The organism is Methanosphaerula subterraneus (genome assembly GCF_052055875.1).
GTDB lineage: Archaea > Halobacteriota > Methanomicrobia > Methanomicrobiales > Methanospirillaceae > Methanosphaerula > Methanosphaerula subterraneus.
Map to the genome: position 1 here is coordinate 1,089,623 of NZ_CP170508.1, position 24,641 is coordinate 1,114,263.

The window sequence follows — 24,641 nt, forward strand, 5'->3', positions numbered from 1 at the left end:
GGCGTGGGTCGCCGGCCTTCAGAGCTTCCGATAGTACATCCCCTGGTCTCTGCAGGCCTCCTGGTCGACCATCCCCCGGACATCGATCAGCACCGGGTGGTCGTTCATCAGCCCCCGGATCGCGTCCACCGGCATCTGTTTGAACTGCTGGTGCGCCACGGCGATGATCACCGCGTCCATCGTCTGGTCGAGGTTCGGGAGCGGGATGGCCCCGAAGTGCTCGATCACCGCATCGGAGAGGAGCGGGTCGTAGCCGTAGACCTGGACATCGAACTCCTTGAGTTCATCGACCATATTCTCGACCGGGGACTCCCTGATGTCGGCCACATCCTCCTTGTAGGTCAGGCCCATGATCAGGACCTTCGACCCGTTGATCGTCTTGCCGACCTTGTTCAACCCCTTCACGGCGAGATCGGCGACGTACTTCGGCATAGAATCGTTGATCGACCGGCCTGCGAGGATAACCTGGGCGTGATACCCGACCTCCTTCGCCCGCTTGACCAGGTAATAGGGGTCGACCGGGATGCAGTGACCGCCGACCATCCCGGGGCGGTAGTGGTGGAAGTTCCACTTCGTGCCGGCGGCCTTCAGCACCTCTTCGGTGTCGATGTCGAGCCTGGAGAAGATCATCGAGAGTTCGTTCATCAGCGCGATGTTGAGGTCCCGCTGGACGTTCTCGATCACCTTCGAGGCCTCTGCGGTCCGGATGTTCGGGGCCGGGTAGACGTTGGTGATCAGACCGTACAGCTCTGTCAGGGCCTCGAGGGTCGGTGCATCCATTCCGGAGACGACCTTGTTGATCCGGGAGAGGACATGCTCTTCGTCACCGGGATTGATCCGCTCGGGGGAGTAGCCGATCGCAAAGTCCTTCCCGCAGACCATACCCGATTCCCGCTCCAGGATGGGGCCCATAATCCCCTCGGTCACGCCCGGATAGACCGTCGACTCCAGCACGACGATGGCCCCCTTCTTCAGGTTCTTTCCCACCGTCTCTGCCGACGATTCGACCGGTTCGAGGTCGGGGTCCTTCGCTCTGTTCACCGGGGTCGGGACGGCGATGATCACGAAGTCCGCCTCCCTGATCCGGGCAGGGTCGGTCGTCGCCTCGATCCTGTTCCCCTCTTTCGCGTTCAGCTCGTCCACCTTCTTCTGGTCTCTGCGGAATCCGATCGTCCGGAGATGCTGGGAGAAATCTTCTGCGAGCGGCAGTCCTACGTACCCGAGACCGATGACGCAGACCGTCTTATCTGTAACATTATGTGATGCCATGTCAGGACTCCAGTGATAATGAAAGATAATTGTCAGATTCGTTAATAATAGAGCCACATTGGTTCCGGCGTTCATCACACCCGGCGACGCCGGCGGCCGGCCGGTGCAGGGCCCTGAACGATTGTATTAATATCGAGGAGGGAGATGAGAGGCTATGTCACCGAGACCACGACCGGACCGGCAGCCGGATTATCCAAAGACCCCCAGTCCCCAGGCTGATACCAGCCCGGACGAGATCAGGCAGATTGAAGATGACCAGCACCATCCGTTCGACCACCATATGCCCCAGGCTCCGCACCAACCCCAGCACAAGTCGGTGCTTCCTCCCCGGCACGACACCCACACCAAGCCCGAGCCCGATGAGTTCCCTCCCCACTCCAACCAGCCGGAGCCGATCAAGCCGGAGCCGCGGATCACCAGGACCGGGATCGAGCGCTGAGGGAGCGGTTCCGGCCGGCTTCATCTCCACGCTTTTTTAACAGTTCGCCGAGGGCAGGCAGTCGTCATTATGTCGGGTGACGGCGCACAGGTACCCAGTATTCCCGGGAGGTGCAGGATGGATACCGTTGTGATCGTTGGGGGAGGGCCGGCCGGGCTCTTCTGCGGACTGCAGGCTGCAGGAGCAGGGCGGCGGGTGATCGTCCTTGAGAAGAAGGGTGCATGCGGGAGAAAACTGCTGATCACCGGGACCGGGCAGTGCAACCTGACGCACGACGGGGCGGTGACCGAGTTTCTGTCGCACTACGGGGACCACGGCAAGTTCCTCCGGCCGGCGCTGATGAACTTCACCAACCTCGATCTGATCACGTTCTTCGCCGACCGGGGGGTCCGGACGGTCACCGAACCGCAGGGAAAGGTCTTTCCTGCGTCGAGGAAGGCGACCGAGGTGCTGGCCGCCCTGCTGGACTGCTGCAGGGAGCGGGGGGTGGAGGTCCGGTGCAGCGAGCCGGTGCAGGAGGTTCGCCGGGAACAGGACGGCTTCCTGGTCCGGACCGGGGCCGGCACCTGCCATGCGGACTTTCTGGTCATCGCCACCGGTGGAGCCTCCTACCCGGCCACCGGCTCCACCGGGGACGGCTACCAGATGGCCGAGAGCCTCGGCCACACGATCGCCCCGGTGGCCCCGGCCCTGGCGGCGGTGCTGGTCGACGGCTACCCGTTCGCAGATCTCGCCGGCATCTCCTTCGCCGGTGTCACGATCTCCCAGTTCAGGGAGAACAAACGACTCCGGCAGCATACCGGCGACCTGCTGCTGACCCATCACGGCCTCTCCGGACCCGGGATCCTCGACCACTCCCGGCAGATCCTCCCCGGCGATCTGCTGAAGGTCTCGTTCCTGCCCGGCATGGACCGGGACGGGGTCGCCCGCGACCTCGAGGGGCGGATCGCGGCGAACGGAAACCGGCTGGTCAAAACGGTGCTCGCCGAGTACCCGCTCCCCGAACGGCTGGTCCGAAGGCTGGTCGAGATGGCCGGCATCCCGGCAGATATGACGGCGGCGCATCTCTCAAAACAGGGGCGGAACGGACTCGTCGCCCTGCTCACCGAGTGCCCGTTCGTCGTGAAGCGTCTCGAAGGGTTCGAGGTGGCGATGGTGACGAGGGGCGGGGTGGACCTCAAGGAGGTGAACGCGAAGACGATGGAGTCCCGGCTCGTCCCGCACCTGTACTTCGCCGGCGAGGTGCTCGACATCGACGGGGACACCGGCGGCTACAACCTCCAGGCCGCGTTCTCCACCGGGACGCTGGCCGCCCGGCAGATCGCGGCCGGCACCCGGTGACGCCCCCCCTCACTTCTCCTGCAGTTCCTGGGCCGGGGCAACGACCGGCTCGGGCTTCTTCGACCGGCGCCACCGGTAGATCCCGTAGGCTGCGCCCCCGAGGATGATCAGGGGGAGGAGGGTCAGGAAGGCGATGATCAGCAGCTCGATCATCCCGAAGAACCCGGCGATCCCCGCGTTGATCGTGTCGACAATACTGCGGCCGGATTCCCCGCCGATCGGGGCCGGCTCCTTGAGGGTCACGGTGATGGTCGAGAGGTCGATCCGGCTGTTCAGGACCCGGAGTCTTCCCTCCAGCCGGTCCAGGCTGGTCTGCACCCGGTCGATCTGCTCCTGCACCGCGATGATGTCCTCCACCTTCACGCTCTTCTTCAGCAGCTCGTTGTACTGCGTCAGCTGGTTCTGGTAGGAGGTCTTCTGGGCGTTGAGGTCGACGTACTCGGCGGTCACATCCTCGCCGCTCGTGGCGACGGACTGGACGCTCCCGATCCCCTTCACCTCGGCGAGGGCTTCCTCAAACTCAGCGGCCGGCACCCGGAGGACGACCTTCGCCGTCCGGGTCTCCCCCTGCGTGGTGACGCTGGACGAGGCGAGGTACCCCTCCCTCCCGGTCGCGATGGTCTTCAGGGCGTCGACGGCCGTCGGGACGTCCTTCACCTCCAGGGTCAGCTGGGCGGTGTAGACGATCTTCTGGTCGACGACGACCCCGGTCTCCGCGGTACCGGCGTTGGGGGCCGAAGCCGCAGTCGACACCGGGGCCACCGCTTTCTGGTCGCTGGTATATACATCCGTCACCGGCACACTGGGTCCGCTGGATCCCTGGCTGCTGGTCGGGTACGTCATGCACCCTGCCGCCGCCAGGGCGATCACCAGGATCACCAGCGCCGGCACCCACACCATCCGTCTGTCCATGGTGAATGATGACAGCGGGGAATATTTATAGTGATTTATCATCGAAACCCGATCCTAAAGGGCCAGATGGACGGTGCGTTCACCACAAGAGCGTGGAGGAAAGGAGACGGACGGGTCCTGACCTGTCCGAATCAGAAAAGGTGTGGAATGGGAATGAAATGTTCTGTGGTATGGTTCAGTACGATGGCCGGCGCCCATATGTGCTGGAAGCCAGGCCTCGAGGGTGACGCTGGTATGAGACGTCACCGGTGTCCCGGCCGGCAGTGTTATGCTCCTGAACACTGCAGTCGGAACCTGCTCTTATCCAGATACCCGGTCGGTCGACAGGACCGCTCTTTGTGAGAGGAGTGCTCGGCACGTTCTCGTTATCCTGCTGGCCGGGCCGGGGGTGTGGGCTGTGATAATAGACTGCCGGAGGTGCGGTGGTTCTGTCCCTCGAGGGGGTGCCTCCAATGCAGGTTACCACGATCACCAGTTGCCGGCGGTGCCATATATATTCCCGGGATGCCGGCGGGTACACTCCTCTGATCGGCGGTCCATTCCCTGGACCAGGCGGTTCAGGAAACGGACCGGGCGGTCGTACGGGGGTGGCCGGCGTGGAGTGTTATCAGAAAGAGATGATTACGAACCGGCGTACACCCAGGATACTGGCGAGCACTGTTTCTCTCTCTGCTGGCATCGGGTTTCTGCTGGAAAAATTTGTATTCATATTCAATTACAATCCCATGCCTCTCCAGAAGCGAGTGTCAGAAGACTATCTGAACAGAAAGGACCACGCCACATACGAGATGACGACCATGATACATACCAGTACCACCAGGATTTTGTACCCGCACCTCTTGCAGATACCGAAGAAGGAGGGGTCGCACTCGGGACAATAGTCGGAGGAACAGGTCCTGCACGTTTTTAATGATCCCTGAAGTTCGTGATTTTCAATGAGTTCCTGTTCGGTCACAGGAGGTGTAGTGGCTGTCGACTGTTAAATAATGTCGGAAAGAAGTGAGAACGTCGGGAATTCAAAATTCTCCATTCCAGAAAGTGATATTCAGGTCGACGAGGAAGTGAATTGTTACCCATACTCCGGATTCATTCCTTCTATGCCCGGGTACCCTCCCGGCCGGCATGGAATCAGTTCTGGATGCCAGAGAACACAGAGCGCTGACGAAGGGAAACAGACAGGAGGATATCATCCAGGTACTGGATGAACGAGATCATGAATCTGATTCCGGGGCTGTCCGAGCCGGCGGGCCACAGGGGATGGTGGCTGGAAAAATACTGCGGAATGTAAAAAAGAGGGGGGTTCCGGATTGAACCTCAATGGGAAACCCTACTTCCAGAACTGCCACCAGTGATGCCTGGCCTTATCGGCCACCTCGGATCTCAGGGGGTTCTTTATCCCTCCTTCGCCCCGTGCTCTGACCACATCCGATGCGCCGGTCCTGATCTTTTCGACCCCCTTGCCGACCGTATCGGTGACCGGTGCCACGGTGGACGCGGCGGACTTGACGGCTTCAGATCCCTTGCCGGCGACGGTCTCCGAGGCCGAGCCTACACCCGACGTGGCAGACTTGACGGCATCAGTTCCCTTGTCGAAAACGGTCCCCGGTGCTGCGGCAGCTCCAGACGCGGCAGACTTGACAGCTTCAGTTCCCTTGCCGAAAACGGTCTCCGGTGCTGAGGCCGCACTGGACGTGGCAGACGTGACGGCTTCAGCCCCTTTGCCGAAAACGGTCTCCGAGGCCGAGGCAACACCCGACGTGGCGGACTTGACAGCTTCAGCTCCCTTGCCGAAAACGGTCTCCGGTGCTGAGGCAGCTCCAGACGCGGCAGACTTGACAGCTTCAGCTCCCTTGCCGAAAACGGTCTCCGGTGCTGAGGCCGCACTGGACGTGGCAGACTTGACAGCTTCAGTTCCCTTGCCGAAAACGGTCCCCGGTGCCGAGGCTACACCCGATACGGTGGACTTTACCATATCGACGGCAGGGGCTGCGGCCACCGTCTGCTTCATGCTTTCGAGCGGGCCGGCATCCGGGGTCATTTCAGTCCCGACCCGAGGAGCGACTGCTGGAGCGGGTGCTGCTTCCTTCGGTTCCGATACCGGTGCACCTGCACCCGTCCGGCTGCTTCCTGCGGTGCCGGCCTCCGGGGCCCCGAAGCCCCACGCTCCGATGAGCCGGCCTGATGGAGAATACTTATGGATCCAGGACCTCTCGGCATCGAGCATGAACACATTTCCTGCGCCGTCGACCGACAGGCCCACCGATCGGTTGGCCCGCTGCACCTCCACAGGGTTCCCGAAGCCATATCGGCCGATCAGTTCTCCTGAAGCGGTATATTTCTCGATGCGTGAGGTGTTCGCATCGAGAATGTACGTGTTTCCAGCGCCGTCTTCTGCGACACCAACCCGGGTCTCCGAAGTTTTATCTGCTGTCATCCAGTTCACCAATCCCGATCGGGGGATTGTCGGCCAGACATATATAGTTATTTCAATTTTCCTTTCACGCGTACGGTCTCGAAATCAGTACATTCACGCAAACACCCCCGGGCGAACCCGAAGATCCGTCCGGAAAGCGATCTCGTTCAAAGATATCAGTTTCAGGTTCCCCCCAGTTCGACCCGACACTCCCCTCCATACCAGCTGGAGCGTAAGCCACGCCATGCGTTCGTCCCGGTCTGCACCATCCTGCGGATGCATGAAAACAGACGGAGGTAAACTGGGTATGCACTGTTCCCTGATACTGCACCATCTCCCCCGACATACGTTACAAAATCCTTATCTCCTGACGCTCGCATAAGGGTCACCATCTGGGGGAACCTGCTTGATACGTCCGGTGCCTGCGCGAACGGCGCGATGACTCCCCCCAGGGAATGAGGAACGTACACCGATGCACCATACCCAACCGAACGGTTGCCGGGGGCCGACCGGCCCGGATAGACGCCGCCCATGACGCTCAACGATGCCCAGCAGATATTCGGCTTCTTCTTTGCGATCTATTTTTTTATGATCGTCGAACGCTCGCACCAGACGTACAAACCATGGGACACGTACCAGGCGATACACGGAAAAATTCACAACATCAATCGGCTGGTCCTGGCATGGATCGTCCTGATGATCCTGCCGGTCACGCAGTTCGCGATCCTGTTCACGCTCCTCGGGTTGTTCGAGGTCCCGTTCGATGCGACGATCACCGGGGTGTTCCGGATCATTCTGATCAGCATCAGTTCGTTCTTCACCTTCGGGTATTTCCGGATCTACGAATCGTTTCTGCACCGATCTCCCGAGATGTTCTTCCCGGAGGAGGAGTTGAAGGAGCCGGCCTTCGAGCTCCGCCCGGATTTCTGGGCGCATTTCATTCCGGGAGCTCTGTATCTGATCATTCCGACGCTGCTGCTGTTCACAGCGCTCTATATTTGATGTGGGCCCCAGACGTATATTTGATCGAATTGTTGATGCTTTATCTTGGATATGTCACAAGTACAAAGGGATACGGGCTTCATCGACAAAATCATTTAAAAACCTAAAGGTCATTTTTGTTCATACAATAAAGGGAAAAAATGGGGAAAATATTCGATACATTTGGCTCAATGACCCATCAAAACGAAGCTGATGTAAATCAAAATTTTGTAATCCCCCTATTAAATACGTTTTTAGGCTTTTCTTTAGAGGAAATTAAACCCGAAAGGTTTTTTCCGGCGTTTGATATTCCAATCGGCCGTAGAAAGATAAATTCAAAGGAATTTCCTCAACGCCAAAAACCCGATTTTATCGTTTGTATTGGTGATGAAGGAAAACCAAAATTTGTTGTTGAAAGCAAAGCAGTAACTGAAAAATTAGATGATCATATTCCGCAAGCCGTATCATACGCAAGCGGTGTTAAAGTCAATTTCATCGTATTAACAAATGGAAAAGAGTTCCAGATATATGACGCAAATAATCAAATATTCATCGCAAGAACGATTGAAGAATTGGATTTAAAATTCGATATTGTTAAAAGCATTCTTTCAAGAGAGTGTATATTGGAAAAAAATCCAATTGAGATCATTCAATCAATTGATTATGATCGTTCACTGAGTATTTCTTTTGAAGAAAAGAAGGAAGCAGAATTAATTATTAAACACCTAAAAATTTCCGATTTTAAAGTGTATCTTTCAAATATTTCAAAAAAATTTTCAATTTTGCATAACCCCTTTGGATTTCTATCTTACACCAAATATGAAATGGAGAGGTTCCCCCCGGAAAAATTGTTAAAATTTGAGACATATCCGACATCTCAATCATCATTATTTCCATCATGTGAAAACGAGACATTCATCCTATCTGATATTGATAATAAATTAAAATCCCAATTGGTTATTTTAATCGGCGATTCAGGAATTGGAAAAACAACATTACTAAAGTATCTTGCATGGATAAAAAGTAACGAATGTTTATATTGTCAAAACATGGAAGTTCCAATTTATATTCAATTACGGCAATTCGGATTAAACAATTCATTGGAGAGTCTCATAATTCATTCTCTCGCTGATAATGGATTGGATATATCAGAAATTAAATATCATGAACTTCTCAAGAAGAACCAATTTTTCTTCTTATTAGATGCATATGATGAAATTCCGGAAAAATATCTTGATGATTTCAATGTCGAATTTGAGAGATTTCTTTCTTCTCATCCTCATCGAATAATAATTACCTCCAGAAAATTAAGAATCCCAAGGTATAAACCATCGAAATTATTGTGGATCGCTCCTCTTGACAGTTCTACGATTGAACAGTTCCTACAAATTTACTTAAAAAACCAGTGGCTCGAACTATATAATCAAATTAAATGGAAGAATTTAGTCATAGAATCACAAAATACACTGTTATTGACATTAATAATAATAATTTTTAGAGAACATCATGAACTTCCACACTCAAGACCTCAAATCATAAAAAAAATTGTTGAAAATATAAAAAAATGGGAAGAATCAAAAAGAGAAAGATTCTCTCTCGATATACCTTGGGAAATTAAAGAACATCTATTAAGGGTATTAGCTTTTGAATGTGCAAAAAGAGAAGAAAAGGTATACTTTACCTCGGATGAATTTCGCAGAATCATTCGCCCGATTCTTGAGGATTATAGAAAAAAGGGAGAGATCAATTCGACATATCTCAATAAAGATATTGTAAATAATTTGAGAAGTACTGGTTTAATCAATGAAAGCAATAATGAAATCTCTTTTAGTCATAGAGCATTTCTCGAATATTTTGCATCAATCGAACTTGCTAGGCAATACCAATTTAATCAGGAAATTCTGAAAGAATTTTCAGAAAAACTATCTTGGAATAAAATTTTACTAGGAGCATCTGGTTTTCTTTCCGATTCAACCGATTTTATCCAAATGATCTATGAGAATAATATTTATTTAGCTGCATTATGCATTATCGAATCAAATTATGTTGACCCCATTTTTATTGAAAAAAACAGATCCTATCTAGTTAAATTATGTAGTTCCCCCATAATTAATCGACGGCAGCGTGGCATATTTTTGTTATCAAAGATAGAACAAAAGTTCCCTTCGGATGTTCTTTATAAAATCGTGGATGAGAATAGATATGTAGATGTTCGCCAATTTGCATTAGAGAATATTGCAAGGACTAAAACCCAAAAAGCAAAAGAAAAAGTCTATGATCTATTAAATTGGGATGAAAGATCCCAACATATTATTACCGGCGTTACAGTTCCTGGAAGTATTGCCATAGCCCTCTCAAATTTCTCCGAAGAAGAACATTTAAAAATAATTGAAATTTGGGAAACTCAAACGGATTTGTTTACAAGAGGTTCATGTAAAAGTGCCTTATTAGAAGTCATCCGAGAGGGACGATTGACGGAAAAATTGAAAAGAGAAATTTTTAATTTTTATTTTAAGAATTTAAAGAAAAATGTACCATACAGGGATACACACAATATTTCAGGTTTGATTATCGAGATAAATGATGATAATTTTGTTAACGAATTAATTGACATAATCCCATCAATATCGAAAGAGGAATTCTATTTTGGATTTTTCAATGAAATTTTAGCTGGATATACTTCTGAAAAAGTAATTAATATTTTAATATCAATTGCATCTGATACGACAAAACACAAATTCCTTCGAGAATGCTGTTCTGATGCACTTAGTAAAACAAAGGGAATTGTTCCAATTAAAGTTTTTAATCAACTAATTCTTGATGTTAATCCTATAATCAGAAGGAATGCTGTGTTAGGCCTTGATAGATTTCCAAGACATCAAATCAAAGAAATATTGTTTGCTCATATTGATGATGAAAATGAATTAGTTCAAAAATCTCTTGTTGAAGTTATTGGAGAAAGAGGTTTATTAGGAGAATTAATTGAGAATGGGCAATTCCCAAAGACCTTTTACCTTGATTCAGTCGAGACCTTATTAGAGAAAATCAGAAAATTCAACCATCGTGAACTTATTCCATTCGTAACCGACATAAAAGATCGAATTTCAGATGAAAGATTGTTAATCGATTTGTCATTTACATATTGTGTACTCGGAGATTTCAAAACAGCAAAACAAATTATTGAATCATTTTACGATGATAATAGATTTAAATTTTCAAATTACGGTCTTGCGGACTTAATTAAAATTGCTCCACATTTTGAAAATACATATGCGTTTAATTTAATTCAGCGATCATGGATCTCGATTGACGATCCCGATGATAATTTTTATTACCGCGAACTATGCTTACAAGCACTTCAACAGATTGGAACTAATGATGCAAGTTCATTTTTAAAAGAAAAAGCTGAGGAATATGCAGAAAAGAAAAAAATATTTATAATTGAAGAAATTTTCAGATCATTAAACTCGATTGCTTCAAACCGTGATGAAGAATGGTATATTAATTATATCAAAAAATATTCACCCTTTGAAAATATGGATTTTCATAGGATCATTGAAGGTCTTGGACAAATTGGATCTGATAGGTCAGTGAAAATTATCAAAGAGATTTCCACCGAATACAAAGATAACGAATATATATTAAATATATGTTTTATCAGTCTCGAAACAATAAAATCTAAATCGGGAAAATTCATCACAGTTCGTGAAGAAGATTTGCTAACATAATTTTAAATTTTAATTCACTACACCAATTCTATCTTTCAGCAGTAAATTCAATTCAGTCCAGATTATAGTTAGGAAAAATGATCTTCATTTTCTAATTCCTAATTCCAGTTAACCATACAAATCCACAATAACCGCGTGAAAATCTGCCTACCCTGAATTATAGCTGAAACCGATATGGATATTCAGAAAAGAAGACAAAAACGGAAAGCCGGCCCCCTCCCCCCGGTCCCCGCTCACAAAGACCGCCACCCCCTCTCGACAACCCGGCCGGCCCCTCGCACGACTCGCCGGCATGGCCACCGTCCGCCAACGCACGGTCCGAATGTTGCCATGCGGTGAAAAAAGAGGCGTTGCCGGCCGGCCGTGTCGGGGGAACGAGAGCCACGGTGGAGAAGAATCGTGAGCCGGCGCCACCTCCGGGAGGAGAGATACTGCCAGAGCTGCAGCCGGCTCCTGAATATTTTCAACAGCCGCCCGTCATTTTCACCATGTTTTCACCACATTTTCATCACGTGATGAAAGAGAACAAGGGCCGGTAGGCTCCTTGTTTTACGATTCAAAGCCGTCCATAGATTTTAAAATTTCTCTTTCATCAAATGCCGAATAACGGAGACACACACACGAATCTGCACTCACGATCGGTGGGGTCTGTGTGTTCTTCAGATCTGATGAAAGTACAGTATACTCATTAGGTACGCAAGAAGATCTAACAGTATCTCCGCCATTGGCCGCCGAATCTTGCTCCGGCTTATTTTCATCAAGTGATGAAAAAGTGATGAAAGTCTGATGAAAATGATGAAAATCATCAGCACCTGGACCGGGGCCGGCGCCGTCATCCGGTGATAACCAGACCGGCCCGCCCCATGACAAGGAGGAAGAGATCTCGCGGTTGAACGTGAACGTCAGTACTCGACATCTAACCGATCCGCCGGCTTCATCAGGTGCACGCCACCACCTCCTCTCGACAACCCGGCCGGCCCCTCGCCCAACTCGCCGGCATGGCCACCGTCCTCCACCGCAAGGAGCCGATCGTTGCCATGCGATGAACGAAGAGGCGCTGCCGGCCCGCCGTGGCAGGGGAACGAGAGCCACGGGGAAGAAAAAGAACGAGCCGGCGCCGGCGTCACATGCAGAGACGTATAGGGGAAAAACCGTTCTTCCCTCGTGCCGCTTTTCTCTCGAAGGGGGATCGAATGTGCTATCGAAAGACAGAATCCGGGACACGATAAAACCAAAAATTTCCACATAAGGCCCTTTCAGGAAATCTCCAGACAGATCCGGCCCGCTCCTATTGAAGTCCAGGGTCTAACCGGGTCATTTTCGTGGAGATGCGGCTATGGGTTTTTGATCTATTATTGAATATTAACTGACATTCCGTAGTAAGTATTTTTTTGTCTAAGAGGTCATCCCAAAACAAACCAAACCCTCCGTTAAATCGGCGAAATGACCAGAAATCAGTGATATTTGGCCTTAACAAGAGTTTTGGGACGACCTCTAATTATTAATCCAATCGGGCCAACAATATTTTTCTATGAGGTTAAAATAACCTAAAGGATTAAACAATTCTCCAAAAAAATGCCCTACTATGGAAAATGAGATATTAAAAAAAATAGGTAATTTAATTAGATAGACAAACCTTGATTATTCAGTAGATTGTAGTTCGCATCAAGACGACTAATCCCATATAATGTATACTTGCACTTCGTACCAAGCTACATGCGGATACATCTGGAAGGTCTCTTAGGAAAACGGTTACATTTTTCCAGCCCTTGCGGCTAATTCTATCTTGATAAGCAAATATGCAATGGTGATTTGTTAATGGAACGATTGAAGGTATTCCTTAGTTCTACTCAAAAGGATCTTCAAGACGAACGCAACAGTGCTGAAGCGATAGTAACAAAACTGGGACACGATTGCCTTCGTGCCGAAACTTATGATTCCCCTGGGATCTCTCCAGACGAGGCGTGCAGATATATGGCAAACTCCTGTGACATCTATATTGGTATTTTTGGTCCTAAATATGGATTCACAGTACCTCACTTAGGCATCTCGGTTACTCAACTAGAATATCGAGAGGCTAAAACTGCAGATCCTGGAAAGGTCCTCATCTATGTCAAAGATACAGAGATTTTAGAGCCCGAGCAGATATGTTTCCTTCAGGAGGTTCAAGATTTCTCTAAAGGCTATTTTCGACATGAGAAGTTCATTGATTGTGTTGCTCTTCAAGATCAAATATATAACGATCTGATAACTTGGATAACGCGAAAAGTCAGAGAATCGCTCACGATAGAGGTGGAATCAAGTGCTCTTCGTGACAAGGTCGCGCACCAAAAACGGGTAATGAAACTCTATCGTGTTCCGGAGCATCTCATATGACTACAGACCAAAAGAGTTCTGTGAGGACTAAACTCAAGAAAGTTGTGGAACTTCTTAATGCCGGAGAATCCACTGTCGCTTACCAATCTCTGCAAGCGATCCATAATGAATCTCGCAATGCAAATGATCTAAATACTGAGGCAGATGCTCTTCATTTAATGGGTGTAGCCGCTCACAATCAAGGGCGAATTGAAGAGGCGCAAATGCTTCTTGAAAAATCACTATGTCTAAAGGAAAAAATTGGAAAGGAAGCAGCTGAGGTTTCGACTTATCATCAATTAGGGATCATCGCTCAAGACCAAGGTCGGTATGAGGAAGCTCGCAAATATTTCCAGATGTCACTTAATTTAGCCCGAAAATTTAACGATCTGCGTGCTGAAGGTTCGATTTACCATCAATTAGGGATCATCGCTCAAGACCAAGGCCGGTATGAGGAAGCTCGCAAATATTTCCAGATGTCACTTAATTTAGCCCGAAAACTTGATGATCCGCGTGCTGAAGCTTCGACTCACCATCAATTAGGGATCATCGCTCAAGACCAAGGCCGGTATGAGGAAGCTCGCGAATATTTCAAAATGTCACTTAATTTAGCCCGGAAACTTGACGATCCGAGTGCTGAAGCTTCGATTTATCATCAATTAGGGATCATCGCTCAAGATCAAGGCCAGTATGAGGAAGCTCGCGAATATTTCAAAATGTCACTTAATTTAGCCCGAAAACATAACGATCCGAATGCTGAAGCTTCGACTTATCATCAATTAGGGATCATCGCTCAAGATCAACGCCGTTATAAGGAAGCTCAAGAATATCTCAAACAGTCACTAATGATTTTCCAACAACTCGGCGATCGAAAAGGTGAAGCGGATTCTTTGAATCAACTTGGCAGGATTGCGCAATCAACGGGTGATTTTGACCAAGCATTTAATTTGTATAGTGAGAGCCTCCAGATTGATGAAATGCTCGGGGATCTTCACGGTTATGCGGTATCGTTGAATAATCTCGCAAATATTTCTCAAGCCACTGGAGATCTAGAAGGGGCTCTTAATAAATATCAGAAAAGTTTGAAAATCTGTCAAGTGATTGGAGACATGAGAGGTATATCTTCATCTTTAGCCAATATAGGTATGACCTATGCAAGTTTAGGCCAAATCACGCAGGCGTTCGTAATGCTTCACGATTCTGTCTCCCTTCTCCGCGAGATGGGCGAAACACCGTCTCTTGGATATGCACTCCTAAATGAGGCTCTCGTGTTAATGCAAATGCAAGACACTGATAAAGCGAAAGCGAATCTCATTGAATCACTGAAAATCTTTAAAAAATTGAATCTAGACGCGCCTTCTCATGCCGAGGAACTGCTTTATCAATTGTTACAAATGGAAACCAAGGAATAAAGTCTATATTCACTTGAATTTTTCCGGTCCGAGTGCTGGCCGGGATCAGAATGAGCGGGTTCTGGACATTCACAAACCGCCCCTTTGGAGGGGTGAGCGGGAAGGTGGATTGGCCCGGGAAAAGCCAAGAAGAAAGGGCGGTTTCAGGGATTATCCGAACGATCCTCGGACATGGGGTACAATGTACTTCATTTCCGCTTCCTCTCCTTTGTCCTGATATATGCTGACCGTGGTGTTATAAAAAGAAAACGCCAGGTTGAACAAGAGTCTGGTCACATCATCACAGAGTTCGCCAACCTGCTCGCTACCTGTGAACGAACCAGTGAGGTCGTCACCAATGCTCGTGTACACGAGTTAGTCCACGTGTTTGACTGCCGAAGCGAGGACGATGGCAGGGCCAAGATTCGTCTGGTCAGAATCAACATATTTTTTTGTATTTTCCTGGCGTTGCTTTTGTCTCGTTGATAGCTACTCTGACAACCCATATCGGACGCTTCATCAGTCAATGGACATGACCTTCGATGGTAGGATACGACGGATCAACTGAAAGCCGGCCGGCCCCTCGCACAACTCGCCGGCATGGCCACCATCCCCCACGCAAGGATCCGGTCGTTGCCATGCGGTGAACGAAGCGGCGCTGCCGGCCGGCCGTGTTGGGGGAACGAAAGCCACGGTAAAGAAAAAGAAAGAGCCGGTGCCGGCACCACAGCGGATTCAAGAACTCGACCCCACACTCGTGGTGTTCCGGATACGGGCACAACGCTCCAGTTATAGTTTGAGAGGGATAGTGCATACCCCCCATGGGGGGGGGCCGGTTTATGTCTCATTTATCCTGACCCCCATACCCCTTCCAGCCTTATCGTCCGGTGAGAATTCAGGTGCGGTCCTGAATGATATGCACCATATGAGTCAATTAGATGAGGAATTTGTTGACCCTAAATACCGGCGCGGATCTCTTTAGACCCTGATCCAACCCAGTTAAACCAGGATATTCCAGATAGAGTCCTGAATCTGATGTTACCATTATGAGTCGTTTGATTGAACAGGGTACCGGCATACTGCGTGAGAATGTACTATCCTTATTCTCCGGATTCTGAATCGTATGGTGCCTTTCTCAGTCCTTTGCACAATGAGTAATGAGTACCCTTTCCGGTTACTCCTTTCTTTTCAAGGATACCTTTACCAATGAGATCCTTCAAGTCACGCACTGCAGTCTGTCGTGAAATCTCCGCACGGTTCGAATAATCAGTACTGTTCACACGTCCTGAATCTTTCGCTAATTGAATAGCAATTCTTTGTCGGGTAGTGATCTCCAGCTTTGTCATAACTTCATCAGTCAGCCAGTCGCGCCAGAGTGTAACAACAAAATCGCTACCACTTTGAGAAAAATCCGGCGCCGGTAGCCCAGCGCCCTTACATCCAGCAATCATCTGGAGAGTTCCGTATCCGATTTTTTCGATATAGTGCGAGAGAAATAACGCATTCGCAATCCGGAGATTACGGGGCCGGGAGTTATGAGTTATTTTCAGGTTTTCAAAGGTAAGGTCCGGAGGAAGCTCGCCTGGATTTCTGATCTCGATACGATCAGAAAAAACATAGATCTGAATGCTCGCCGAAGATGTATAATCCCGGTGAGCAATGGCGTTGACAATGGCTTCATTGATTACTTCTTTGGGAATCTCGTAATTGGTTTCACTGGCCGGGGTTTCATCACGGGCCGGGACATAACGATTAAGTTTTGAAAGAACGAAATCGGTTGCTTTGTCAACCTGTTCGAAAACAGTTCCAGTGAAAACCTGATGCGAAGGAATTGGCTTTGCGATAACCGAACCATGAAGATGAAGGCAATTAACTTCCGCAGTTGGCAGAAATTTTTGGGGATCTGACCCAAAGAGGAGAACCGCTGCATTGGTCGGTTGTGTCCCATCGAGCAGCTCGAGATGTCGCAGAACCAATTCTGGAGGAGCATCTACCTGGAGAGGGAAATGCCGTTCTTTTCTTGCAACGGCAACGAACCACTCAATTATTTCATAGGATAGATCCTTTAATGTCGATCCGGGGCAGGCGGATTCATCGAATGGTGTACTGGGAATTATTTTGCTATCACACAGAAATTGAACTAAAGCATTAAACAATTCTTCTTTCAATTCATCTGTATTGATGAAACGTTTTCGCACAACATGAGGTGTTGCCCGGTCGATGAGATTCTGCATCTTCGGATGACGCTCGACATCATCCTTCCCCTTAACAAAAATTAACCGGTATTTACTTTTCTCTGTTGCCCGTTCAAATTCAAGTTCAGTGGGAGAAACACCCTGGTTGTTCTCCGAGCCATATTCATTACCAAAAATCCCCAGATATATCGAGCATCCATCGACTTCATTCAAATATAATTCGTCCGGTTTACAATCACGTGCTGGGAGATCTTCAAAGAGAAATGTATCAAAGTAAAGCCTGAGAAGCGGATTCGTATTAATATAATCACGGACTGCTATCCTCTCCTCATTCAATTCCTTTTGCACACTACTGACAAATATTCCAATTGTTGTCATTCTCTTGGCAGGGGTTGTTTTCATAGTCATAATTGTGATTGTAATGATTCTACAGGACGATCTTGTTCGATAATCCTTCAGTCTCTTTCTCCAGATTCTGAATATTCACTCAAATCTCATCAAGTGTCCTCAGCGGCTTGGACTTATAGAAATACTGGATCATGAATAGGATCGGGTTTCGCAACACAGGATTTGTACATCTTCTTGATCACCGGTTGAGTCTTTTTGTCTTGATGGTGGGTTCTGCCTAGATCACTTTCTGTCGCTGGTTACCATCGTTCATCTCTCGCAATAATGCCCATTATCAGTAAAAATTATGATTATCTTCCCTTGAACATGATATCAGTCTTTCCGCAATAAATTCTATCCCACTCTTACAATAGCATGACAGAAAGATCGTTTTATTTCACATCATAAAATTTCCATAATGACTGCTGTATCTGCGTTGATTATCACTGCTAGGTGATCACCGGACCATCTCGGAATTATTGCGGGGATCTATGACAGGGTAGACATCAGACGCTCAACAATCGTTGTGTCCGAGGCCGGCATCACAACCTAATTCCAATTAACCATACTTAACCACCATCGCCGCGTGAACTCTGCCTAACCAGGATTACAGGCGAAACCGAGACGGATAATCCAGAGAAGACGTAGGATAAATAGCCGGCCTCAAACCCCTCGGTACCTATCCAAAAAGACCGCCACCCCCTTCCTCTCAACAACCCGGCCGGCCCCTCGCACGACTCGCCGGCATGGCCACCCGTCCGCCACCGCAAGGATCCGGTCGTTGCCATGCGGTGAAAAATGAGGCGCTGCAGGCCGGCCGTTCCCGCGACGGAGGGCGACAGCCGACCCGTGCTTCTCGACCGATGCCGGGCTGTCAGCACGCTGGAGAAATCAATCGGCACCAGGGACGAGGCCGGCGAGGGTGCAAGCCGGCGGCGTGTTGTTTCGTACGCAGGTGACACCCGGGCGTATCGGTACTGGCGAACCGGCGGCCAGGTGGTCCGACTGGGGGGGACAGGGAACCGGCTCACGATCCGCGGTCTAAAATAGTCAGCAGCATCAGCAGCATATACGCAGCCTATACGCAGTTTCAACTGCGACCATGAAAACTGATAATCCTGCCTCATCTGCGGAAACGGATGATGTATCATTATGCGTACAGAGAGAAGGATCCTTATACGCAGCAGAAATGAAGTGCACGCACCCCGCACCCCCACAGGAGTAGAGTGCGTGTGCGGGTGTGTGCTCCGGGAAAAACTGCTGACTAAAATAAAATACTTGTATAAACCTCCGGATTTAGAAACCAGGCCGGCATTACCCCCCGATAGTCAGCAGCAAAAACTGCAAAGATGCTGCGACCACCTGCTGATACTGCTGAGATGCAGGGGTCACCATCCGATTACACAAAAAAACACCTGGCTCGCGTCCCCTAAACCGCCGGCCCCAAATCCTCAGGTACACGGTGGCGAAGACCGCCACCCCCTCCCTCACAACTCAGGTTCTCCGTTTCAGTTCCTTGTTGATCCTTTCCATGACATCCTTGGTTCGAATCCTTTAGTGGTGTTTTTTTCCGAGACTGCCAAGTAATTCAGGAATTTTTGGAGGAATCACTCGAAGGTATTGATAGATCTCCGGTATCCCCTGAATTTTGTTAATCTCTATAGGGTGTTGAAGAGTGTAACGATGTCCGCGAAGTCGATCTGGCTGTTCCCGTTGAAGTCGAAGCTGGCGACCGGCTCGTTATCTGCGATCCAGTCCATCTGGTTGAAGTAGAGCACGACGTCAGCGAAGTCGAGCTGGCCATTGCCATTTACGTCATTATATCTCCCATCGCCGTTCAGATCACCCGGTACACCGGAGCCACCCGGCACGAGCACGACCTCAGGAACCTGTGTCGCCTTAGCAAGCGGAAGCTGATCGATATCACCGAGATAGACTGCATAAGGCTGGTCGCAGATTCCATCTCCATCGCTGTCGAGGTGTGTTTCAGACCAACCATTTCCTGATGGGGATGCCCAGTAATTACCACCAATAAATCCTCCTCCGAGGATATTCGGTCCAGCGGTTTTCGCCACGTTCCACGTATTTCCGATGAAATCGCCCTGGAATTTCACATTATTTTGGTTGCCAAAAATGTTATTATATATTTTATTTCCGTTGCTATTTTTAAAACAGATACCATAGGCGCCATTATTTATTATACGGTTACGTACTGCAGTGACATATACCTCCTCAATATTAATCCCCCCACCGGAATTATTTTCAATCCGATTATTGATGATATTGACATTATTTTGAGGTTGTATAATATAGGGTTCTCCCACCTTGATCCCTATCCCCTTATTGTTCAATATAGAATTATTCTCAATATTCCCCACTCCAACAGGAAAACTGATGGCTGATGATCCGGAAGTCCCGGAGATTGTGTTGTCCCTTATCTCCATTCGATAGTCTGAATTGATGAATTGAATCCCTTTAACAGGACCGTTTAAAATAATATTCCCTATGATCTGGTTTGAAAATTGAGAATATATCGCACATCCATCGTAAAAGGTCTCTGAGGTACCATAATATCCTCTATTATCCTTCAATGTATTATTTTTAACAATTGATCCTGATCCATATATACAAATTCCATTCGTATATCCAGTAAGGGTATTATTAATTATTGTATTTGGGTATGTAGGATATGTATCAAAATCAGTAAGATCAATACTTGTAAAAATTCCCCCAAGCCCATATACTGAATAACCACCGTCTTCCTGAACGTCGAGAGTATTTTCATTAATCCGGTTTTGCACACCAAATATATATACACCTATATTCGGTCCTACTCCTCTGACACCAGTGATATGGTTATTAAAAATATTATTGTTATCAGATAAATTTATGGAAATACCGGTTCCTCCGTTCCGGCTAGTAATTTCAGGTGAAATTTTACCGTTATTGATGACAACATTGTTGTGTATTTCCGAGTTATCGACATTCTCGAATAGAATACCATCGAGATATTTACTTACTTGACAGTTTTTTACCGTAATATTATTCAGTTTCCCCCCCGTTGTACTTCTGACGCGTATTCCAGCGACGTTTCCCTGTGCAAACTCGTCTCCGGTGATGGTAAACCCTCTTCCATCCAAAATAACATCCGAACAGCGGACCTCGATCGCGGTTGTTCCAATATCAGTAAGATCATTCTGGAGTTCGTACGTCCCAGGTTGCGTGATCCATACAGGATTGGTGATGGGGGTTGCCGAACCGGCGGAGGATACTGAAACAAGGCAACATCCGATAAATAGTAAAAGAAATAAATTTTTCAACAGCATGAACCCGGTAATGTATCGAGTCCAAATAAATTTTTCCCATAATAATCATCAAATTTTTGAAATTGAGAATACCCAAAAATGATCCCATCCTTTTATCATATCGATAAAACGGTAGTGCCCCAGGATGTAACTGACAATTCAGTTCAGAAAATCTGAATGAAATTCGTTGAGTAATTGCCCCTGCCATTGCAAAAAAGTCCACATATTGAGACTACTTTCATTACCAGTTGTTTATTGGGTCACTACCCAAATTCCTGCCTTTTTTGGCGTACCAGATATCTTTCGGTTGAATGGTAACATCAATGCAATACCCCATCTCCCTCGCCTTCCTGTTTTGTGGCCATCTCCGCGTCCCCATCGGTTTCTGGGGGATCTCCCGAACCCCCCCGGTCTCTCTTCACAAAGACCGCCACCCCTACCTCCAACAACCCGGCCGGCCCATCGCACAACTCGCCGGCATGGCTGCCGTCCGCCAACGCGGATCCGGTCGTGCCATGCGGTGAAAGGAGAGGCCGGCCGTGGCAGGGGGAGAGCCACGGGGAAGAAGCATGGCGGGCTGGCGCTGGCGTAAAAATTGGTGAGGAGAAGGGGTATCAGAACAATTATGCCGTCACCATTCCGCCGGACACCTGTACATAGTTCAGGAACCGGTCCTTGTTCCCATACAGATTAGAGAACTGCTTCTCGCAGACATCCGTGAACTTCGCAAGCACCCTCCGACTGATCTCTTCCTGGTCCTCAAAGATACCAATAGACCGGAATTTCAGCCCCCATTTCTCAAACATGAGCAGATTGATCGTTGCATTATTCACCCGGCCGTCATTCGATAACGCAAAAACAAGAATCGGCCCGGATTCACTTTCGATCATGAAATCCGCAGTATATCTACTGTCAGGATCATGGGTAGGATCATGCCAGTCAACATGGACATGCCCTTTTTGAATATGTTCCTGAACAAAATCGTGTACATTATCCATGAATGTCGATCGGACACGCTCCCGTGACAGATAGGAGATATCAAAAATTTTGAGCAGAGCCTGAACGTAACTGTAGAGGGCATCGCCGTACTGATCGTTGTTTATTGAGAGGATCAGTTCTCCATTGCGATCCTCGACAGAGAATGCAGCGAGGGCATTTGAAATAATCTTCTGCCGGCTCCCGCTTCGCAGATATTTCTCGTCCAGATCGTAGGTGAGATGCATGAAGGTATGTCCCTCATCAGAAAGCACCCATCGCCCCTCCTCCAGTTTCAGAACGATGACGAGATGATCCCCATCTTCAAAGAGGAACGGAGTGAACACCCGGTACCGGTCGACACCTTCGGCTTCCACCCGAACCTGGTCGCACACTTTCTGCCGGAAATTCTGTGTGATTGTCTGGACTGACATCAGTTCATCCCCCATTGTGAAAGGCTACGATCTTTCGTCGAGTTCACAAACCCGCAGTCTTCCAGCATACATTCGATCGCACCGTGATAATCCGCATACCGATTCGTCTCCTCAGCATAGGTATCTTCACGTGCTTTCATCATAGTCATGGAACGAGTCCGGGGCCATGATCTTCACTGCTGCGGGATCGATGGTCACCCGGATCGGTGTCCTGATGGTCTTTTCATCTCCGATAATTGCGTATCTGGGCGGTTCGGTCTCGATAATGGTTGATTCTGTTGTGTATAACCGGGATTCCGGATAGGTCAGGTGACGTCCAAAATAGAAGCCGAACCAGAACTTCAGCCCCTGCCATCTGCTCAGGGAGTCCATCAGATAGATGCTCAGGGTTCCGTTGTCGACATGGTCATCCGGGCAAAATTTACGGGTTCCATAAAAACTGCCGTTCGCCATGATCAACACCTGCCTGGTATAGATCACCTTCGTCTCTGTCTCCATGTTGATGGTGCACCTGAAGAGGCGCTGTGAGATCAGATATTTTATTTCATACAGAAAGTAGGTTACAATCCCGAGGTACCGTTTCATGAAGTCCGGAGTGGCCGTTATGGTCTCCCGTGAGAATCCGACCGATGCCACGTTGATGAAGTACTGATCGTTGATCATCGCGATATCCGCCTCCACCATCTTTCCCTGCACGATGGCGTCGACCGCCCCTTCCAGGTTCATCGGGATGCCCATGGACCTGGCAAAGTTATTTGCGGTCCCCAGGGGCAGGAGCCCGAGGACCAGATCCCGGTGAACAAAGAGGTCGATGACCGTATTGAAGGTTCCATCACCACCTCCCACGATGATGAGGGTGTGGCCCTCTTCGATCACCTGACGGAGAATCTCTTTGAGCTGTTCGGGCTTTCTGATCGGATAGGATGCAACAACATCGATGCCTCCGGATTGCAGGAGGTCCTGGGCTCTCTGGAAGAGTTTCTCACCCTTCCTTGACCGGGTGTTGACGATCAACACCGCCTCCCTCTTCTGTTGTATGATGCCGGCGAGCTCCTGTTTACTTTTCATATCATCTTCCCGGACCACAGGCCTTCTTCATCAGGAGAAGAGAGCCATGATAGTATCCATAGGCCTCTTCTCCAAAAAATATAGCGTATCTGATCGCCCGTGTGCAATCCTCCAGGTGTTCATGTAGTCGCCTGCAGAACCCGGGATCACACACTATCACTCCTTCCTCCCACAACCCGGCCGGCCCCTCGCTCGATTCGCCGGCATGGCCGCCATCCGCCGATGCACGATCCAGCGGTCAGGTGGTCAGGCTGGGCGAGCCCGGAGGCAGGGAACTGGATCACGATCTGCGATCAAACACTTGTCAGCAGCTTCAGCAGCCTAAACGCAGTTTCAACTGCGACCATGAAAAACTATAATCCTACCCCGTCTACAGAAACGGATGATAAATCATTATGCGTACAGAGAGAAGGCTCGTTAAACGCACCAGAAACAGAGAGCACGCATCCCACACCCTCACAGGGGTGGAGTGCGTGTGTGCTCCAGAAAAAACTGCGGACTAAAATAAATACTAGTATCCACCACCCGATTCTGAAACCCTACCGGCAATCACCTCCAATAGTCAGCAGCAAAACTGCAAAGATGCTGCGACCACCTGCTGATATACGGTGGTCACATGTCCGGCAGCGGTGAACCATCAAGAACAGAACGATAGAAAAATAGTCATCTTATTTCTGATACAGGCCATTTTCTTATTACATAATTTCACTGCCGTCAACACCCAATATTTGGCCACTAACATAATCTCCGAGGTTAGAACTTAAAAACAATATTGATTTAGCGACATCATCAGGTTTTCCGATTCTACCCAGAGAAATATTTCGGAGGATATCTTGTTTTACGTCCTCTTTTACTTTTTTTGTCAGATCCGTATCAATAAATCCAGGAGCAATCGCGTTAACACAAATACCATAATATCCCAATTCTTTCGCGGCTGATTTGGTCAGGCCGATAATAAATGATTTACTTGCAGAATATGCCACATATCCCTTAGTTCCATTTACGCCAACAAGGGAGGACATGTTTATTATTTTTCCTGATTTCTGTTTTATCATCATCTTTGTCGCGTATTGCATACATAGGAATGTACCCATACAATTGATTCGGAATAATTCCTCCAATTCTTCAGGCATGGTCATCATTAACAAGTTATTTTTCATTATGCCAGCGTTATTTACGAGAATGTCGAGTCGCTCATATTTTTCTTTTATGATCCGGAACATATCTTTAAGTTCACTCCCATTGGATATGTTCGCCTTAATCATCATTGCTCTTAAACCTCTATTTTCGATACTTTCAACTAATTCCTCAGCTTCTTTTTCACTTTGATAATAATTTATAATTACTATTGCATGGTTTTCCGCAGCTAATATCGCAGTAGCTTTACCTATACCCCTACTAGCACCCGTAATCAGCATCACTTTATCTTTTAGCATAATATTCATCCA

19 protein-coding genes are annotated in these 24,641 nt (G+C 48.5%); 9 read left to right on the forward strand and 10 right to left on the reverse strand.

The genetic code is table 11. The annotated features are described in order from the left end of the window. Positions 1-18 precede the first annotated feature (18 nt). The gene (locus ACFKSJ_RS05165; protein WP_440951188.1) at positions 19-1,269 is read right to left on the reverse strand and encodes a nucleotide sugar dehydrogenase; all 1,251 of its coding nucleotides are present in this window, start codon (positions 1,267-1,269) and stop codon (positions 19-21) included. A 154-nt stretch (positions 1,270-1,423) separates the two neighbouring features. On the opposite strand from ACFKSJ_RS05165, the gene ACFKSJ_RS05170 reads away from it, so the two are divergent. Together ACFKSJ_RS05170 and ACFKSJ_RS05175 are read left to right on the forward strand one after the other, a co-directional pair. Continuing rightward, positions 1,424-1,708 (forward strand): hypothetical protein, encoded by a 285-nt coding sequence (locus ACFKSJ_RS05170; protein WP_440951189.1) that lies wholly within the window; start codon positions 1,424-1,426, stop codon positions 1,706-1,708. Between the two features lie 117 nt (positions 1,709-1,825). Continuing rightward, on the forward strand, positions 1,826-3,049 hold the full coding sequence (locus ACFKSJ_RS05175; protein ID WP_440951190.1) for an NAD(P)/FAD-dependent oxidoreductase: 1,224 nt from the start codon (positions 1,826-1,828) through the stop codon (positions 3,047-3,049). Between the two features lie 9 nt (positions 3,050-3,058). Here the strand turns inward: ACFKSJ_RS05175 and ACFKSJ_RS05180 are convergent, their stop codons facing one another. Next, positions 3,059-3,961 carry a DUF4349 domain-containing protein gene (locus ACFKSJ_RS05180; protein WP_440951191.1) on the reverse strand — a complete coding sequence of 301 codons (903 nt, stop codon included), beginning with the start codon at positions 3,959-3,961 and terminating at the stop codon, positions 3,059-3,061. A gap of 452 nt (positions 3,962-4,413) precedes the next feature. On the opposite strand from ACFKSJ_RS05180, the gene ACFKSJ_RS05185 reads away from it, so the two are divergent. Both ACFKSJ_RS05185 and ACFKSJ_RS05190 read left to right on the forward strand, forming a co-directional pair. Next, positions 4,414-4,842 (forward strand): hypothetical protein, encoded by a 429-nt coding sequence (locus tag ACFKSJ_RS05185; RefSeq protein ID WP_440951192.1) that lies wholly within the window; start codon positions 4,414-4,416, stop codon positions 4,840-4,842. 241 nt (positions 4,843-5,083) lie between these two features. After that, on the forward strand, positions 5,084-5,272 hold the full coding sequence (locus ACFKSJ_RS05190; RefSeq protein ID WP_440951193.1) for a hypothetical protein: 189 nt from the start codon (positions 5,084-5,086) through the stop codon (positions 5,270-5,272). 16 nt (positions 5,273-5,288) lie between these two features. Here ACFKSJ_RS05190 and ACFKSJ_RS05195 read toward each other — a convergent pair whose 3' ends face one another. Then, on the reverse strand, positions 5,289-6,395 hold the full coding sequence (locus ACFKSJ_RS05195; RefSeq protein ID WP_440951194.1) for a hypothetical protein: 1,107 nt from the start codon (positions 6,393-6,395) through the stop codon (positions 5,289-5,291). 510 nt (positions 6,396-6,905) lie between these two features. Between ACFKSJ_RS05195 and ACFKSJ_RS05200 the strand changes: the two genes are divergently transcribed. Both ACFKSJ_RS05200 and ACFKSJ_RS05205 read left to right on the forward strand, forming a co-directional pair. Beyond that, a complete protein-coding gene (locus ACFKSJ_RS05200) occupies positions 6,906-7,376 on the forward strand; it encodes a hypothetical protein (RefSeq protein WP_440951195.1) in 471 nt (156 codons plus the stop codon). A gap of 140 nt (positions 7,377-7,516) precedes the next feature. Further along, a complete protein-coding gene (locus ACFKSJ_RS05205; protein WP_440951196.1) occupies positions 7,517-11,083 on the forward strand; it encodes an NACHT domain-containing protein in 3,567 nt (1,188 codons plus the stop codon). A gap of 902 nt (positions 11,084-11,985) precedes the next feature. Here the strand turns inward: ACFKSJ_RS05205 and ACFKSJ_RS05210 are convergent. Further along, positions 11,986-12,210 carry a hypothetical protein gene (locus ACFKSJ_RS05210; protein ID WP_440951197.1) on the reverse strand — a complete coding sequence of 75 codons (225 nt, stop codon included), beginning with the start codon at positions 12,208-12,210 and terminating at the stop codon, positions 11,986-11,988. 691 nt (positions 12,211-12,901) lie between these two features. On the opposite strand from ACFKSJ_RS05210, the gene ACFKSJ_RS05215 reads away from it, so the two are divergent. Next, complete coding sequence (locus tag ACFKSJ_RS05215; protein ID WP_440951198.1) at positions 12,902-13,459, forward strand: DUF4062 domain-containing protein; 558 nt, start codon at positions 12,902-12,904, stop codon at positions 13,457-13,459. Next, positions 13,456-14,850, forward strand: coding sequence for a tetratricopeptide repeat protein (locus ACFKSJ_RS05220; RefSeq protein ID WP_440951199.1), 1,395 nt, complete (start codon positions 13,456-13,458; stop codon positions 14,848-14,850). The genes ACFKSJ_RS05215 and ACFKSJ_RS05220 overlap by 4 nt, the downstream gene beginning before the upstream one ends. 1,079 nt (positions 14,851-15,929) lie before the next feature. Here the strand turns inward: ACFKSJ_RS05220 and ACFKSJ_RS05225 are convergent. After that, positions 15,930-17,402 (reverse strand): ATP-binding protein, encoded by a 1,473-nt coding sequence (locus ACFKSJ_RS05225; RefSeq protein WP_440951200.1) that lies wholly within the window; start codon positions 17,400-17,402, stop codon positions 15,930-15,932. A gap of 807 nt (positions 17,403-18,209) precedes the next feature. On the opposite strand from ACFKSJ_RS05225, the gene ACFKSJ_RS05230 reads away from it, so the two are divergent. Beyond that, positions 18,210-18,461: a hypothetical protein gene (locus ACFKSJ_RS05230; protein WP_440951201.1), complete on the forward strand. Its 252-nt coding sequence runs from the start codon at positions 18,210-18,212 to the stop codon at positions 18,459-18,461. Positions 18,462-19,069: 608 nt separating this feature from the next. Here ACFKSJ_RS05230 and ACFKSJ_RS05235 read toward each other — a convergent pair. The 5 genes from ACFKSJ_RS05235 to ACFKSJ_RS05255 all read right to left on the reverse strand — a co-directional run bounded on the left by ACFKSJ_RS05235 (position 19,070) and on the right by ACFKSJ_RS05255 (position 24,638). After that, entirely contained in the window at positions 19,070-20,737 is a 1,668-nt protein-coding gene (locus tag ACFKSJ_RS05235) for a NosD domain-containing protein (protein ID WP_440951202.1), read from the reverse strand. Between the two features lie 602 nt (positions 20,738-21,339). Then, the gene (locus ACFKSJ_RS05240; protein ID WP_440951203.1) at positions 21,340-22,125 is read right to left on the reverse strand and encodes a DUF1828 domain-containing protein; all 786 of its coding nucleotides are present in this window, start codon (positions 22,123-22,125) and stop codon (positions 21,340-21,342) included. Next, a complete protein-coding gene (locus tag ACFKSJ_RS05245; protein ID WP_440951204.1) occupies positions 22,125-22,265 on the reverse strand; it encodes a hypothetical protein in 141 nt (46 codons plus the stop codon). The genes ACFKSJ_RS05240 and ACFKSJ_RS05245 overlap by 1 nt, the downstream gene beginning before the upstream one ends. Next, positions 22,252-23,193, reverse strand: coding sequence for a diacylglycerol/lipid kinase family protein (locus ACFKSJ_RS05250; RefSeq protein WP_440951205.1), 942 nt, complete (start codon positions 23,191-23,193; stop codon positions 22,252-22,254). Before ACFKSJ_RS05250 ends, ACFKSJ_RS05245 begins: the two co-directional genes overlap by 14 nt. Positions 23,194-23,888: 695 nt before the next feature. Then, entirely contained in the window at positions 23,889-24,638 is a 750-nt protein-coding gene (locus ACFKSJ_RS05255; RefSeq protein ID WP_440951206.1) for a 3-oxoacyl-ACP reductase family protein, read from the reverse strand. Between the last annotated feature and the right edge of the window lie 3 nt (positions 24,639-24,641).